The organism is Microlunatus sp. GCM10028923, assembly GCF_042666975.1.
Classification (GTDB): Bacteria; Actinomycetota; Actinomycetes; order Propionibacteriales; family Propionibacteriaceae; genus Microlunatus.
In genome coordinates, this window is record NZ_JBHTFF010000002.1 from 586,314 (window position 1) to 600,494 (window position 14,181).

Below are 14,181 nucleotides of genomic sequence, written 5' to 3' on the forward strand. Positions count from 1 at the left end.
TCAACCACGCCCTCTCAGCGCGTCCAGGGCGGCCAGCGGATCGCCGGCGTAGGCCGCGTCCAGCAGGTACTTGCCCGGGTTCATGATGTTGTTCGGGTCGAGGGTCCGCTTCAGGTCGAGCATCACTTGGTAGCCGCGGCCGAGTTCGTCCGGCACCAGGTCCACCTCGCCCTCCCGGCAGGACCCGTGGCAGGCGCTGATCGACCCCTCGTTGGCCAGCGCGACGGCGGCGATCTGCCGTTTCGTCTTGACCCACTCGGCCCAGGCGGCGTCGCCCAGTTGCTGCTCCCAGATGCCGATGTCGATCTCGGTCAGGTAGTCGACGCCGGTGTCGGCGGAGGTGTAGGCGAACATGCCCCAGTCGTCGAACACGTCGGTCTTGCGCCGCAGTTCGGCGACGATCGCGTGCCAGGCCTTCGTCACCGCCGGCAGCCGGGTGTAGTTGATCGCGGCGTCCTCGCAGTGCCAGCTCATCGGCACCACCTGCCCGGTCCGGGTCCGGCCGTGCAGCGGGGTCGCGTAGCGATCATGGCGGGCCGCCCAGTCGCCCTCGGAGATCTCGTCCCCGAGGTAGCGGGCGCCGTGCTCCTTGGCGATCTTGAACAGCCGCCGCCCGGCCGGCCGGACCTCATCCTCGTAGCCGTACATCACGGCGCAGACCAGGGCCCGGACGTCGTTCGGCTGCGGGATGTAGGCCTCGTCGTCCCGCCGCAGGTACGCCACCTTCCACTCGTCGAACAGCACCGCGCCGGCGAACGTGGCGACCCCGGCGCGGGCCAGGGCCCCGACGCAGCGGTACGCGTCGTCGTAGTTGTCGAAGGCCCAGAACGGGGACAGCTCCGCCTCCGGCTTCGGGTAGAGCTTCAACGTCGCCCGGGTGGCCACGCCGAGGGTGCCCTGATGCCCCATGAACAGGTGCTTCAGCTGGTAGCCCGACGATGACTTGGAGATCTTGTGGCCGAACCCGTCGCCGACGTGCAGCACCTCGCCGGTCGGCAGCACATGATCGAACGAGAGCACCAGATCCCGGGTGTGCCCGTAGCGGGCGCCGATCAGGGACCAGCCCGAGGTGCCGATCCGGCCGCCGACCAGTGAGCACGGATAGGAGGCGGGATCGTCGGGGTAGATCAACCCGTGCCGGCCGAGTTCCTCGTTGAGCTTGAGCATGTTGATCCCGGTGCCGACCGTGACCGTGCGGTTCTCCAGATCCAGTTCGTGGATCTCGTTCATCCGCTTCACGTCGAGCACGATGCCGCCGCGCAACGGGACGGCCCCGTCGGTCAGCCCGGTGCCGCCGTCCCGCGGCACGATCGGCACCCGCAGTTCGTTGGCGATCGTGATCACCTGGGCGACCTGCTCGGTCGAGGTCGGCAGGACGGCGAGGTCGGGCACCCGTTCGGCCCACCGGTGCACCGGGAACGGCGCCGGCACCCGGGCCCGGTTGTAGCGGTCGGTGCGGCCGGTCAGGATCTGGTCCTCGGCCAGCACCGCCCGCAACCGCTGCACCACCTGGTCGAGTTGATCTTGACCCGGACGCTCGGTGACGACGGTCATGATCACTCCTTCCCGCAGCCGCAGCTGCCGCCGCCACAACCGCCGGCCCGCCGGTCGCCGACCTCACCGCGGCTGCCGCCGACCTCGATCCCGACCGATTCCGCGAGCAGCTCGTGGATGTCGATCACGTCGATGTCCTTGGCGTCGCCGGCCGCGGACAGCGGCCGCTCCGACCAGGGGCATGCGCTGACCAGCAGGTCGGCCCCGGTCTCGGCGGCCTTGATCAGCCGGCGTTCGCTGATCGCGGCGGTCAGTTCCGGCTTCTCCACCGGCAGGCCGCCACCGCCGCCGGAGCAGTACGACCACTGGGTGACCCGGTCCACGTCGTTGAACGTCAGGCCGGGGATCGAGCGCAGGATCTCCCTGGGCTCCTGCCAGATCCCCTTGCGCTTGTTCAGCCGGCACGGATCGTGGTACGTGATCGTCCGCTCGACCGGGACCGTCGGGGTGAGCCGGCCGTTCTTGATCAACTCGGCCAGCAGTTCGACCACCAGCACCACCTCGATGTCGTACGCATCCCCGAAATACTTGGGATAGTCCTCGGTGAAGGTGATGTAGTCGTGCGGGTCGAGCACCAGCACCCGCTTGGTCCCGGTGGCGTGCCAGTTGTCCAGGTTGTGCTGGGCGAACCGTTTCGCCTGGTCCACGTACCCCATCTCCGCGGCGGGTCCGCCGCAGCACCACTGCTCGCCCATCAGCCCGAACTCGTACCCGGCCTTGATCAACAACTGGGCCACCGCGCGCGGCACCGAGGTGCGGTAGAACGCGGCCTCGCAGTCGACGAAGAGCACGGTCTCGCCGCCGATCGGCAGTTCCAGTCCGTCGGCCCAGTCGCGCACCGTCTCCTGGCTGACGTCGACCTCGCCGAGCACCGGCTCGTGGGTCTGGGTGTTGGTCCGCGCGTTCCAGGTCTGCCAGCCGGGTTGGTGGATGCCCTGGTCGACGGCGAGCGCCCGGACCGCCTTGACCACGTCGACGGTGCGGGTCCGGAACCGGTAGAAGTCCCCGGTGAACAAGGTGTTCGGGCAGCGCAGCTCGCAGGCCCCGCACTGGGTGCAGTTCACGTAGTCGGCCGCGATGTCGGCGACGTCCAGCTGCCCCTGCTCGAGCGCGATCACGTTGGCGTGGAAGGCGGTCGGGGTCCAGGACTCGTTCCGGGTCACCTGCATCACTGGGCAGACCTCGCGGCAGAACTTGTGGCCCGACGAGTAGCAGTTGTACGACGCGTTGCGCCACTGCTCGACAAATTCTCGGGTGGTCGGATCGGGCAGCGGAACGGGGTCCGGGCGGGCCAGCGTCTCGGGGAAATCGGCCAGGCCCGCATCGTTCGTCGGTGCTCCCGGCGTGAACGGCCGGGCCAGGGCGTCGTCGCGCACCGGGGTCTCCGGGGGCATCGGGGTTGGTTCGGTCTGGGTCACGAGGCCTCCTCGTCGACTGTGACGTGTACCACGGGGTTCCGCTAAAACATATAAGATCATAGGATTAACGGACTCTCAAGGGCGCGGAGCCGAGGAGGACACATGTCTGATGCCGAATCCCTTTATGCGGTCGTGAATCCGGCGACGGGTGAGCGGCTCGCCGACTATCCGACCATCTCCGACGCGGACCTGCGGGGCGCGATCGACGCCGCGGCCGCGGCGCACCGTTCCTGGTCGGGAACGCCGGTGGCCGAGCGGGCGGCGGTGATCGGCCGGGTCGCGGACCTGCACGAGGAACGCCGGGAGCAGCTGGCGGCGATCATCGTGCGGGAGATGGGCAAGCCGGTCGAGCAGGCGCTCGGCGAGGTCGACTTCTGTGCCGCGATCTACCGCTACTACGCCGACCACGGGGAGAAGTTCCTCGCCGACGAGCCGATCGAGCTGCTGGACGGTGACGGCTCGGCGCTGGTCCGCTACTCCTCGGTCGGCGTGCTGCTGGGGATCATGCCGTGGAACTTCCCGTACTACCAGGTGGCCAGGTTCGCCGGCCCGAATCTCGTTGCAGGCAACACGATCCTGCTCAAGCACGCGCCGCAGTGCCCGGAGTCGGCGGCGGCCCTGCAGCAGCTGTTCGACGATGCCGGGCTGCCCCGGGGCGGCTATGTCAGCATCCTGGCCAGCAACGACCAGGTGGCCACCGTGATCGCGGATCCGCGGGTGGAGGGGGTCTCGGTCACCGGCTCGGCGCGGGCCGGCTCGGCCGTCGCCGCGACCGCCGGGCAGCACCTGAAGAAGGTGGTGCTGGAGCTGGGCGGCTCGGACCCGTTCCTGCTGCTGTCCACCGATGATCTTGATGCGGCGGTGCAGGCCGCGGTCGACGCGCGACTGGAGAACAACGGCCAGTCCTGCAACGCCGCCAAGCGGTTCATCGTGCTCGATCCGCTGTACGACGCGTTCCTGGCGAAGTTCACCGAACGGTTCACCGCGGTCCGGCCCGGCGACCCGGCCGACCCCAGGACGGCGCTCGGCCCGCTCTCCTCGGCCTCGGCCACCGAGCGGTTGCAGCACCAGGTGGCCCGGGCCGTCGAGCAGGGCGCCGAGCTGGTGTCCGGCGGCGAGCGGGACGGGAACTTCTTCCCGCCGACGGTGCTGACCAAGATCACGCCGGAGGCGGAGGCGTTCACCGAGGAGTTCTTCGGGCCGGTCGCGTCGGTCTACCGGGCCGCCTCGGAGGACGAGGCCGTGGAGATCGCCAACGGCACCCCGTACGGCCTCGGCTCCTACGTCTACTCCAGCGACGAGGCGCAGGCGCTCCGGGTGGCCGACCGGCTGCAGGCGGGCATGGTCTTCGTCAACGTGGTCGGGGCGGACAGCGCGGAGCTGAGCTTCGGCGGCGTCAAGCGATCCGGGTTCGGCCGTGAGCTGGGCCGGCTCGGCATCGGCGAGTTCGTCAACAAGAAGTTGATCAGAGTGGTCCCGGCCTCCACGAGCCCCGAGCCCGATTCCCCCACGAGCCCGGAGCCTGTCGAAGGGCCAAGCTCATGACCACCACCCCGCTGCTCGGCGGCCCCACCCTGCCGCAGCGCCGGGAGCTCCGGACCGACCTGCCCGGCCCGAAGTCCCGGGCCCTGCTGGAACGCAAGGAAGCGGCGGTGGCGCCGGGAGTCGGGCTCAGCCTGCCGATCTTCGTCGCCGCGGCCGGCGGTGGCGTGCTCGTCGACGTCGACGACAACGTCCTGATCGATCTCGGCTCCGGCATCGCGGTGACGACGATCGGCAACGCCGCACCGGCCGTGGTGGCGGCGGTCACCGACCAGGTGTCCCGCTTCACCCACACCTGCTTCATGATCACCGGGTACGCCTCGTACGTCGAGGTGGCCGAGGAACTCAACCGGCTGACGCCCGGTGATCATGTCAAGACCACGGCCCTGTTCAACTCCGGGGCCGAGGCGGTGGAGAACGCGATCAAGATCGCTCGGCGGCACACCCGGCGGCCGGCCGTGGTCGCCTTCGATCACGGCTATCACGGCCGGACCAACCTGACCATGGCGCTGACCGCGAAGGTGATGCCGTACAAGGACGGCTTCGGGCCGTTCGCGCCGGAGGTCTACCGGGCCCCGGCCTCGTACCCGTTCCGGGACGGTCTCACCGGTCCGGAGGCGGCCGCTCGGGCGCTCGGTCAGATCGAGAAACAGGTCGGCGCGGACAACCTCGCGGCCATGATCATCGAGCCGATCCAGGGCGAGGGCGGGTTCGTGGTGCCGGCGCCGGGATTCCTGGCCACGTTGGCTTCCTGGGCGAAGCAGCACGGCGTCGTCTTCATCGCCGACGAGATCCAGACCGGCTTCGCCCGGACCGGCGACCTGTTCGCCTGCGAGCACGAGGACGTCGTGCCGGACCTGATCACGACGGCCAAGGGGATCGCGGGCGGGCTGCCGTTGTCCGCGGTCACCGGGCGGGCCGAGATCATGGCGGCGGCGCACGCCGGCGGGCTGGGCGGGACCTACGGCGGCAGCCCGGTGGCCTGCGCGGCGGCCCTGGCGGCGCTGCGGACGTACACCGAACAGGACCTGGCCGGCCGGGCTCGCGCGGTCGAGGCGATCATCCTCGACGAGCTGTCCGCACTCCGAGACGACCCGCGCGTGGGCGAGGTCCGGGGCCGCGGGGCCATGATCGGGATCGAGTTCGTCGACCAGGACGGCCGGCCGGACCCGGCGCTGACCACCCGGATCACGGCCGCGGTGCATGCTCAGGGTGTGGTGCTGCTGACCTGCGGAACGTACGGGAATGTGATCAGGTTGCTGCCACCGCTGGCCATCCCGGACGACCTGCTGCGCGAGGGGCTCGGGGTTCTCCGGGACGCCGTCCGGTCGGTCTAGATCGGTCTAGGACGGATAGGGCGTCCCGCCGTGGTGGAGAATGGCGCGGTGAGCACGACGCATGCGCGCGGCCTGGTGCCGTCCCGGATGCGCAGCGCCATTCTGTTGCCGGTCGGCGACGAGGGCAGGGTCGAGCAGGTGGAGCAGCGGCTGATCCAGGCCGTGACCGGAGGTGTGCTGCGGACCGGGGAACGACTGCCGTCGGAGTCCGAGTTGGCCCGGGTGCTGCGGGTCTCGCCGGTCACCGTACGGGAAGCCTTGGGATTGCTGCGGGATCGCGGCCTGATCACGACGAAGCGCGGCCGGTCCGGCGGCAGCTTCCTCACCGAGGCGGCCGATCCGGTCGTCTTCGCCCGGGACCGGCTGCGTGGGCTGACCCGGCTCGCGCTGCGCGACCTGGGCCAGCACTACGCCGCGATCGGTTCGGCGTGTGTCGCGCTCGCCGCTCGCCGGGCCCGGGCCGAAGAGGTGGACGCGATCCGGCGCCGGCTCGCCGGCGCGACCGCCCACGATGATCATGAATGGTCGCGGCACCTGGACGAGGCGGTGCTGGAACTGACCGCGCTCGGCCAGTCGGCCCGACTGACCCGCGAGCAGATGCGCCTGCAGGCCGAGTTCTCGCCGCTGCTGGCCTTGATCGACGGGGAACGCCGCAAGGCCAGGGAGACGGCGTTCCGGCGGGTGCTGACGGCCGTCGAGCGTGGCGAGGCACGGGCCGCGGCCGACCGGTTCGCCGCCGCGACCGAGGCAGACCTGGTCAATCTGATCGAGATCCAGCAAGATCTACAGCAAGTGGTCACACAGCCGTGATCATGGAAGGGGAGTCGTACCGTGGGGAATCGTACGCAGCGCCGGCCCGCCGCAGCGCGCCTGGTCTGTGACTTCTTCGACACCGCCTTCGATGTCCTGGAGAGTTGGAAACCCGACCTGGCCGGCGACCTGGCGGCGGTCCCCGACGCCACCCGGCTGACCTCGGCCCGGCTGGACGAGCTGGTCCGCCCGTACGCGGCCCAGACCCTCAGCGAGACCCGGATCCCGGTGTACGGCGCCGGCTTCATCGCCGCGATCGGCCTGCTCCGGGATGCCCGCGGCCACCTGTCCTGGTGGCAGGGCCCGGACCGCGAGCAACTCTCCCTCGCCTGGTCGATCATCAACAAGGAGCACCTCGACTACAGCGAGTTCGAGTGGTATCGGGTGCCGATGATGACCGGCAAGGCCCATCTCAGCGGCCCGAGCGTCGACTACCTGTGCAGCGACGAGTACACGATGACGATCGCCACCCCGGTCAGCATCCGCGGCCGGTTCGTCGGCGTCGCCGCCCTCGACCTGCTGGTCGACAGCGTTGAGCGGCACCTGGTGCCGCGGCTGCGCCAGGAGATCGACGACCGCGCGACCTTGATCAACAGCGCGGACCGGATCATCGTCTCCACCGACCCCAACCTCGCCGCCGGCGACCCGGTCAGCCGGGCCGGCGCCGACGCTGCCGTCCGGCACTCCTGCGGCTCCCTCGCCCTGCTGATCGGCTGAGCCACTCACACGCTCGACGCCAGGTCCTCGGCTGCGCGACACAGCGCCGGCGTCCAGGACGGGACGTCGTTGTCGACGCTCCAGCAGGCGTTGGAGAGGTGGTTGATCATCCGGTAGAGCCGGACCGGCCGATGATCGACTTCGCCCGGATAGGCGGCCAGCAGCCGGGGCTGCAGGACGGCGTGGATCGGGTCGTCGGCCGGGCCGCCCATCGAGAACGTCGCAACGTCGAACAGCGGGTCGCCGATGATCGCCGCGGCCCAGTCGAGCAGGCCGGTGACGGCTCCGGTGGCCGGGTCGACGAGGACGTGGGACAGGCCGAGGTCGCCGTTCAGGATGCTGCCAGCCAACCGGTCCGGCACGGCATCGTCGATCGCCGCGTGGGCGATCGGTACGAAGTCATCGGACAGCCGGTCGCCGAGTTTGTTCGCACGCTCGGTCACCTGCTGCCGCAGCCACCCGCGCCAGGACGAGGACGTACCCCGGCCGTCGTCGCCGACCCATCCCCAACCGGGTGCGCTGACGGTCGCCAAGATCGACAACAGCCGGGCGACCTGGCCGACGACGGCGTCCAGCCGCTCCGATGACGCGTTGCTGGCGTCGAAGCCGATCCCGGGCAGCCGCCGCATCACCAGCCAGGTGCCGCCGGGCAGCCGATCGTCCACGCCCTCGCCCAGGATCTCCGGCGCCGGCACCCCGGCGGCCCGGACCCGCCGGGCGATGACGGCCTCGGCGACCGTGCTGCGATCACCGTTGGCCTTGAGGAACAGGCCGTCCCGCTCCACGACGACCGACGCACCCCAGGTCTCGTGCACCGTGACCGGGCCGCGAAGCCCGTACTCCTGACGCAGGATCTCGGCCGCGATGTCGGTGATCATGGTCGACGAGTCTTCCCGGCTCGAGCCGCGGCATCAACCGGATTTCGGTCCTGCAGTGGGCCGCAGTGCGACGCCTTGATATCGATTTCGCGTCGCCCCTCCCGCTGAGCGGCGCCAGGCCATAGGGTCCTGCGTGGACCAGGGACGGTCCGAACCCGTCCGCACCCTGGTGGTGCGGCCATCCCGAGGAGCCCCTCATGAAGCGACGCAGCTTCGTCGGTCTCGCGCTCGCCGCACCGCTGGCGGCCTGCAGCACCGGCACGCCCACCGGTACCAGCAGCAGCCAGGCGCCGAGCTCCGCGCCCTCGACGCCGGCGGCTCAGAGCGCGAAGCTGGTCGTCTGGGTGGACGGGTCGCGGGCGCCGGCGGTGAAGGAGATCGGCAAGCAGTTCTCCACCGACAATCCCGGCGTCACGATCGAGGTGGTGACCAAGAACTTCGCCGACATCGGCCCGCAGTTCTCCACCCAGGTGCCGTCCGGGAAGGGCCCGGACATCGCGGTCACGCCGCACGACGGGATCGGCAACTTCATCAAGTCGGGCGTGGTGGCGCCGATCGAGCTCGGTGATCTTGCCAATCAGCTGACCCCGCTGGCGGTGTCGGCGTTCAGCCAGGACGGCCAGTGCTACGGGCTGCCGTACTCGATCGAGAACATCGGGCTGGTCCGCAACAACGCGCTGAGCAAGGAGATCCCGCAGACCTGGGAGGATTTGATCACGGCCGGCAAGGAGGCCGGGAAGAAGTACCCGCTGCTGCTCGGGGTGGGGGAGGGCGGCGATCCGTACCACACGTTCCCGGTGCAGTCCTCGTTCGGGAACACGGTGTTCAAGATGAACGACGACGGGACCTTCTCCGACACCCTGACCATCGGCGACGAGGCCGGGCTGAAGTTCGCCACCTGGCTGGGAAGCCAAGGAAAGAAGGGGAACAAGGTCCTGGACACGTCGCTGACCGGCGACATCGCCAAGGAGCAGTTCCTCAACCAGAACTCGCCGTTCTTCATCACCGGGCCGTGGAACACCCCGGACTTCGAGAAGAAGAAACTGGACGTGACCGTGCTGCCGATCCCGTCCGCGGGCGGTCAGCCGGCCCGGCCGTTCGTCGGGGTGCAGGGCTTCATCCTGTCCGCGCGGAGCAAGAACGCGCTGCTGGCCACCGAGTTCCTGGTCAACTACCTGGGCACCAAGGAGGTCCAGCTCAAGCTGTTCGAGCAGGGCGACCGGGTGCCGGCCCTGGCCGAGGCCGCGGCGGACGCGACGGTGACCGGCAACCCGATGGTGCAGGGGTACGCGGACGCCGGCCGGGACGGCCTGCCGATGCCGTCGATCCCCCCAATGGCCCAGGTGTGGACGTTCTGGGGCGGTGCCGAGGCCGCGATCGTCGGCGGCGCCGATCCGGAGAAGACCTGGTCGACCATGGCCAAGAACATCGAGGCGGCGATCAAGAAGGCCGGCTGATGCCAGGGTTCCTGATCAAGCTGCTGCTGATCGCGCTGGTGAACGCGTTCGGCATCTATCTGGTCGCCCGGGCGATCGCCACCGATCATCTCGTGATCGCCGGTGTCTGCGCCGTGCTGGTGATCATCGCGGACATCGTCTACTTCGCCCGCCGGGCGCTGCCGCTGCGCTACCTGCTGCCCGGGTTGATCTTCCTGCTGGTCTTCCAGGTGTTCAGCATGGGCTACACCGGCTATGTCGCCTTCACCAACTACGGCGACGGTCACCTGGTCACCAAGGCGGAGGCGATCGACTCCCTGCTGGCGCAGAACGAGAAGCGGGTGGCGGGCTCGGCGCAGCTGCCGGCGTCGGTGGTCCGCAACCTCCAGAATCCGAGCGAGTACGGGCTCGCGGTGATCATCGACGGCCAGGTACGGCTCGGCACCGCCGGCCTGCCGCTGCGCCCCGAGCCGGCGGCGACGATCACCGGTTCCAAGATCACCGCCGTGCCCGGCTGGCAGGTGCTGACCCTGACCGACCTGCTGCCGATCCAGGACCAGATCAACGCCCTCCGGGTGCCGGCCTCGGCCGACGCGGAGGACGGTGCCTACCGGACCACCGACGGGTCGCACGCCTATCTCTACCAGTCGTTCCTGATCTACGATCCGGCGGCCGACACGCTCACCGACACCGAGTCCGGCGCCGTCTACCGGCCGAACGACCGGGGCAGTTTCGCCGCCGCCGACGGCACCGAGCTGGGCACCGGCTGGGCCGTCCCGGTCGGCACCGAGAACTTCACCCGGCCGTTCACCGACACTCGCTACTCGACGATCATGGGGCAGGTCCTGCTCTGGACCGTGGTGTTCTCGATCTTGTCCGTGGTGACCACGTTCCTGGTTGGGCTTGCCCTGGCGATCACCATGAACGACCGCCGGGTCCGGGGGCAGCGCCTCTACCGGTCCTTCTTCATCGTCCCGTACGCGTTCCCGGCCTTCATGTCGGCGCTGCTCTGGTCCGGCATGCTCAACACCGACTTCGGCTTCATCAACCAGACCTTCTTCGGCGGTGCGTCGATCCCGTGGCTGACCGATCCCTGGCTGGCCAAGCTCTCGGTGGTGCTGGTGAACCTGTGGCTCGGCTTTCCGTACATGTTCCTGATCTGCACCGGTGCCCTGCAGTCGATCCCGGCGGAGCTGATCGAATCGGCGCGGATCGACGGCGCTTCCTCGTTCCAGATCTGGCGGTTGGTCACGCTGCCGCTGCTGCTGGTCTCGGTGGCTCCGCTGCTGATCGCGTCGTTCGCGTTCAACTTCAACAACTTCAACATCATCTACCTGCTGACCCGGGGCGGGCCGCCGTACCCCGGAGCACCGGTCGCGGTCGGCCAGACCGACATCCTGATCTCGATGGTGTACCAGATCTCCGGCCTGGCCGGGCAGGGCGGCACCCGGCAGTACGGCCTGGCCAGCGCGCTCTCGATCATCATCTTCCTGATCGTCGGGGCGATCTCCTTGATCAGCTTCCGGCAGACCCGGCGCCTGGAGGAGATCAACTGATGATCGAGACCAGACGTTCCCTGAGCTCGTCGAAGGGCGACCGGCTGTCCGGAGTCCGCTGGTGGCGGGAGATCGGCTGGCGGCACATCATCGGCGTGATCGTGATCGGCTACGCGATCTTCCCGGTGGTGTTCGTGATCTCCGCGTCGCTGAACGCGACCGGCAGCCTGGTCGGCAGCAGCCGGCTGTTCAGCTCCTTCTCGTTGATCAACTTCCAGGCCCTGAACGAGACCCAGTTCTGGTCCTGGATCGGGAACAGCCTCTGGATCGGCGCGGTGACCAGTGTCGGCTCGGTGCTGATGGGTGCCGCGGCCGCGTACGCCTTCTCGCGGTTCCGGTTCAGTGGCCGCCGGGCGGGCCTGATGACGCTGCTGATCGTGCAGATGTTCCCGCAGCTGCTGACCTTCGTGGCGATCTTCCTGCTGCTCACGGCGCTCGGCGACCTGCATCCGCTGCTCGGCCTGAACAGCCGGATCGCGTTGATCATGGTCTATCTCGGCGGGGCGCTCGGGATGAACACCTTCCTGATGTACGGCTTCTTCAACACCGTACCGAAGGAACTGGACGAGGCGGCCAAGGTGGACGGCGCGAGCCACCTGCAGATCTTCTTCGTGATCATCCTGCGGCTGGTCGCGCCGATCCTCGCCGTGGTCGGGCTGCTCGGCTTCATCGGCACCTTCTCCGACTACCTGCTGGCCGGCATCATCCTCACCGACGAGAGCAAGTGGACCGTCGCCGTCGGCCTGTTCCAGTTCGTCTCCGAGCAGAACTCGGCCCGCTGGGGCCTGTTCGCCGCCGGCGCCGTGATCACCGCGATCCCGGTCGTGGTGCTCTTCCTGGTGCTGCAGCGCTACATCGTGTCCGGGCTGACCGCCGGCGCGGTCAAGGGTTGATCACCGGCCCAGCAGGGGATCGCTCTCGGGCGGGACGGCGGTCCGGTCCGGGGCGAGGGAGCGGTCGGGCAGCCAGAGTACGAAGGTGCTGCCGACCCCCGGTTCGCTGAAGAGCACCAGCCGGCCCTCGTGGCTCTCCGCGATCTGCCGCGCGATGGCCAGCCCGAGCCCGGAGCCGGGAGTGGAGCGGGTGGACGGATCGCTGCCCCGGTGGAACCGGTCGAAGACCCGGTCCTGTTCCTCGGCGGCGATGCCGGGGCCCTCGTCGCGGACGGCGATCCAGGCCCAACCGTCCCGGCTGCCGGTCGCGATCATGATCGTGCTGCCTTCCGGGGCCAGCCGGACCGCGTTGGAGAGCAGGTTCGACACGGCCCGTTCCAGGGACTCCGAGTCGCCGTACACGACGGGGCCGTCGTGGCCTCGAAGATCAAGACGGATCGAGCGTTCCCCGGCCACCAGCCGGTACGCGTCGGCGACGCTCCCGCCCAGCCGGGCAAGATCAAGTTCCCGGTCCACGAAGGCGGCCGAGCGCTTCCGGGCGGTGGCCAGCAGATCCTCCAGCAGCCGGGTCATCCGTGCCGTCGCGTGGGTCACCACGGCGGTCGCCTCGCGACGCTCCTGCAGGGTCGCGGATTCGTTGCCCAGCACGGCTTCGACGTTCGCCTGGACCACGGCGACCGGGTTGCGCAGCTCGTGCGAGACGTCCTCGACCAGGGTGCGCTCGGCCCGGAACGCGGTGTCCAGCCGGTTCAGCATGTCGTCGATCGTGTCGGCGAGCGTACGCAACTCGTCCGGCGGTCCGCTGGCTCCGATCCGCCGGGACAGGTCGGTCGCGGTGATCTCCCGGGTCGTCGTCGTGATCCGCTTCACCGGGCGCAGGGCCCGGCCGGCCACCCACCAACCGATCACCAGACTGAGTACGAACATGATCACCAGCGCCAGCACGGAGTAGTCCCGGACCGTCTGCAGCACGGCGAAGTTGACCGCCTTCTGCACGCTGGCCAGGTCGGCGGCCTGGAACTGCTCGCCGGGCCGGTACACGATCGTGCCGTCGGAGTTCTTCTCGAACCGCTTGACCGTCACCGGATCCAGCGGCTCGGCGACGATGGTCTGGGACAGGGCGACATAGAGGCAGACCAAGATCAACGCGGTGATCCCGAACAACAGCGCGGAGTACGTCAGCGTGAGCCGGACCCGGATCGTGCGCACCCCGTCCGGCAGCCGCAGCCAGACCCGGCGCAGCAACCGTCCGGCCGGGGTGCGCGGCGCGGCGAGCTGATCGGCCACGGTCACTCCTCGCGATCTTGATCACGGAGCCGGTAGCCGCGACCCACCAGGGTCTCCAGCAGCTGCGGCTCGCCGTCCACGGTGAGCTTGCGGCGCAGGGTTCCCACGGTGACCCGTACGGTCTGGCTGAACGGGTCGGCGTTCTCGTCCCAGACGTGCTGCAACAGCTCCTCGGCCGAGACGACCGCCTCCGGTTTCGTCAGCAGATAACGGAGAACGCCGAACTCCTTGCGGGTCAGCCGCAGCTCGCGTTCGCCGCGGTGCGCCAGTTGCCGGGCCGTGTCCAGCCGGACCGGTCCGTGGCTGAGCACGGCCGTGTCGCCGCGGACCTCGCGGCGGAACAGGGCCCGGATCCGGGCGGTCAGCTCGGCCAGCGCGAACGGCTTCACCAGGTAGTCGTCGGCGCCGACGTCGAGCCCGCGGACCCGGTCCTGCAGCTGGGTTCGCGCGGTCAGCATCAGGATCCGGACGTCGGACCCGGACATGCACTCGACCCGGCCGTGCCGGATCGCCTCGGCGAGCGAGAAGCCGTCGCCGTCCGGCAGATTCGCGTCGAGCACCAGCAGGTCGTACTCGGCGGTGCCGAGCTTGAACCGCGCCTCGGCACAGGTGAGGGCGACGTCGACCGCGTACCCCTGATGGGCGAGGCCGACCCGGAGGGCGCTGGCGAGCCCCGCTTCGTCTTCCACGATCAGCACACGCATGCGTCAAAGCTAGACGGCTCTCGAAAATCCCGCCTCCCCTTCTTTCGCT

At 69.4% G+C, this 14,181-nt stretch carries 12 protein-coding genes; 7 read left to right on the forward strand and 5 right to left on the reverse strand.

Annotated elements, in window-relative coordinates:
* The gene (locus ACFQU4_RS06975; RefSeq protein ID WP_377488616.1) at positions 1–1,554 is read right to left on the reverse strand and encodes an FAD-binding oxidoreductase; all 1,554 of its coding nucleotides are present in this window, start codon (positions 1,552–1,554) and stop codon (positions 1–3) included.
* 2 nt (positions 1,555–1,556) lie between these two features.
* Positions 1,557–2,972, reverse strand: coding sequence for a (Fe-S)-binding protein (locus ACFQU4_RS06980; RefSeq protein ID WP_377488620.1), 1,416 nt, complete (start codon positions 2,970–2,972; stop codon positions 1,557–1,559).
* A gap of 102 nt (positions 2,973–3,074) precedes the next feature.
* Here ACFQU4_RS06980 and ACFQU4_RS06985 point away from each other — a divergent pair, with 102 nt between their 5' ends.
* The 4 genes from ACFQU4_RS06985 to ACFQU4_RS07000 are packed head-to-tail and all read left to right on the forward strand — an operon-like array spanning position 3,075 to position 7,378.
* A complete protein-coding gene (locus ACFQU4_RS06985; RefSeq protein WP_377488623.1) occupies positions 3,075–4,517 on the forward strand; it encodes an NAD-dependent succinate-semialdehyde dehydrogenase in 1,443 nt (480 codons plus the stop codon).
* Positions 4,514–5,851 carry a 4-aminobutyrate--2-oxoglutarate transaminase gene (gene gabT, locus ACFQU4_RS06990; protein ID WP_377488626.1) on the forward strand — a complete coding sequence of 446 codons (1,338 nt, stop codon included), beginning with the start codon at positions 4,514–4,516 and terminating at the stop codon, positions 5,849–5,851. Before ACFQU4_RS06985 ends, gabT begins: the two co-directional genes overlap by 4 nt.
* Before the next feature lie 48 nt (positions 5,852–5,899).
* Positions 5,900–6,661 carry a GntR family transcriptional regulator gene (locus ACFQU4_RS06995; protein WP_377488629.1) on the forward strand — a complete coding sequence of 254 codons (762 nt, stop codon included), beginning with the start codon at positions 5,900–5,902 and terminating at the stop codon, positions 6,659–6,661.
* Between the two features lie 21 nt (positions 6,662–6,682).
* Complete coding sequence (locus tag ACFQU4_RS07000; RefSeq protein ID WP_377488632.1) at positions 6,683–7,378, forward strand: cache domain-containing protein; 696 nt, start codon at positions 6,683–6,685, stop codon at positions 7,376–7,378.
* A 5-nt stretch (positions 7,379–7,383) separates the two neighbouring features.
* Here the strand turns inward: ACFQU4_RS07000 and ACFQU4_RS07005 are convergent, their stop codons facing one another.
* Positions 7,384–8,256, reverse strand: a complete 873-nt coding sequence (locus ACFQU4_RS07005) for a phosphotransferase family protein (RefSeq protein WP_377488635.1) — start codon at positions 8,254–8,256, stop codon at positions 7,384–7,386.
* Positions 8,257–8,453: 197 nt separating this feature from the next.
* Here ACFQU4_RS07005 and ACFQU4_RS07010 point away from each other — a divergent pair, with 197 nt between their 5' ends.
* Genes ACFQU4_RS07010 through ACFQU4_RS07020 form a run of 3 tightly spaced genes read left to right on the forward strand, consistent with a single transcriptional unit; the run spans position 8,454 to position 12,141 of the window.
* Positions 8,454–9,713, forward strand: a complete 1,260-nt coding sequence (locus tag ACFQU4_RS07010; protein ID WP_377488638.1) for an extracellular solute-binding protein — start codon at positions 8,454–8,456, stop codon at positions 9,711–9,713.
* Entirely contained in the window at positions 9,713–11,248 is a 1,536-nt protein-coding gene (locus tag ACFQU4_RS07015) for an ABC transporter permease subunit (RefSeq protein WP_377488641.1), read from the forward strand. The genes ACFQU4_RS07010 and ACFQU4_RS07015 overlap by 1 nt, the downstream gene beginning before the upstream one ends.
* A complete protein-coding gene (locus ACFQU4_RS07020; RefSeq protein ID WP_377488805.1) occupies positions 11,245–12,141 on the forward strand; it encodes a sugar ABC transporter permease in 897 nt (298 codons plus the stop codon). The genes ACFQU4_RS07015 and ACFQU4_RS07020 overlap by 4 nt, the downstream gene beginning before the upstream one ends.
* Here ACFQU4_RS07020 and ACFQU4_RS07025 read toward each other — a convergent pair whose 3' ends face one another.
* Both ACFQU4_RS07025 and ACFQU4_RS07030 read right to left on the reverse strand, forming a co-directional pair.
* Positions 12,142–13,428 (reverse strand): sensor histidine kinase, encoded by a 1,287-nt coding sequence (locus ACFQU4_RS07025; RefSeq protein ID WP_377488644.1) that lies wholly within the window; start codon positions 13,426–13,428, stop codon positions 12,142–12,144.
* Positions 13,429–13,430: 2 nt separating this feature from the next.
* Complete coding sequence (locus ACFQU4_RS07030; protein WP_377488647.1) at positions 13,431–14,132, reverse strand: response regulator transcription factor; 702 nt, start codon at positions 14,130–14,132, stop codon at positions 13,431–13,433.
* Between the last annotated feature and the right edge of the window lie 49 nt (positions 14,133–14,181).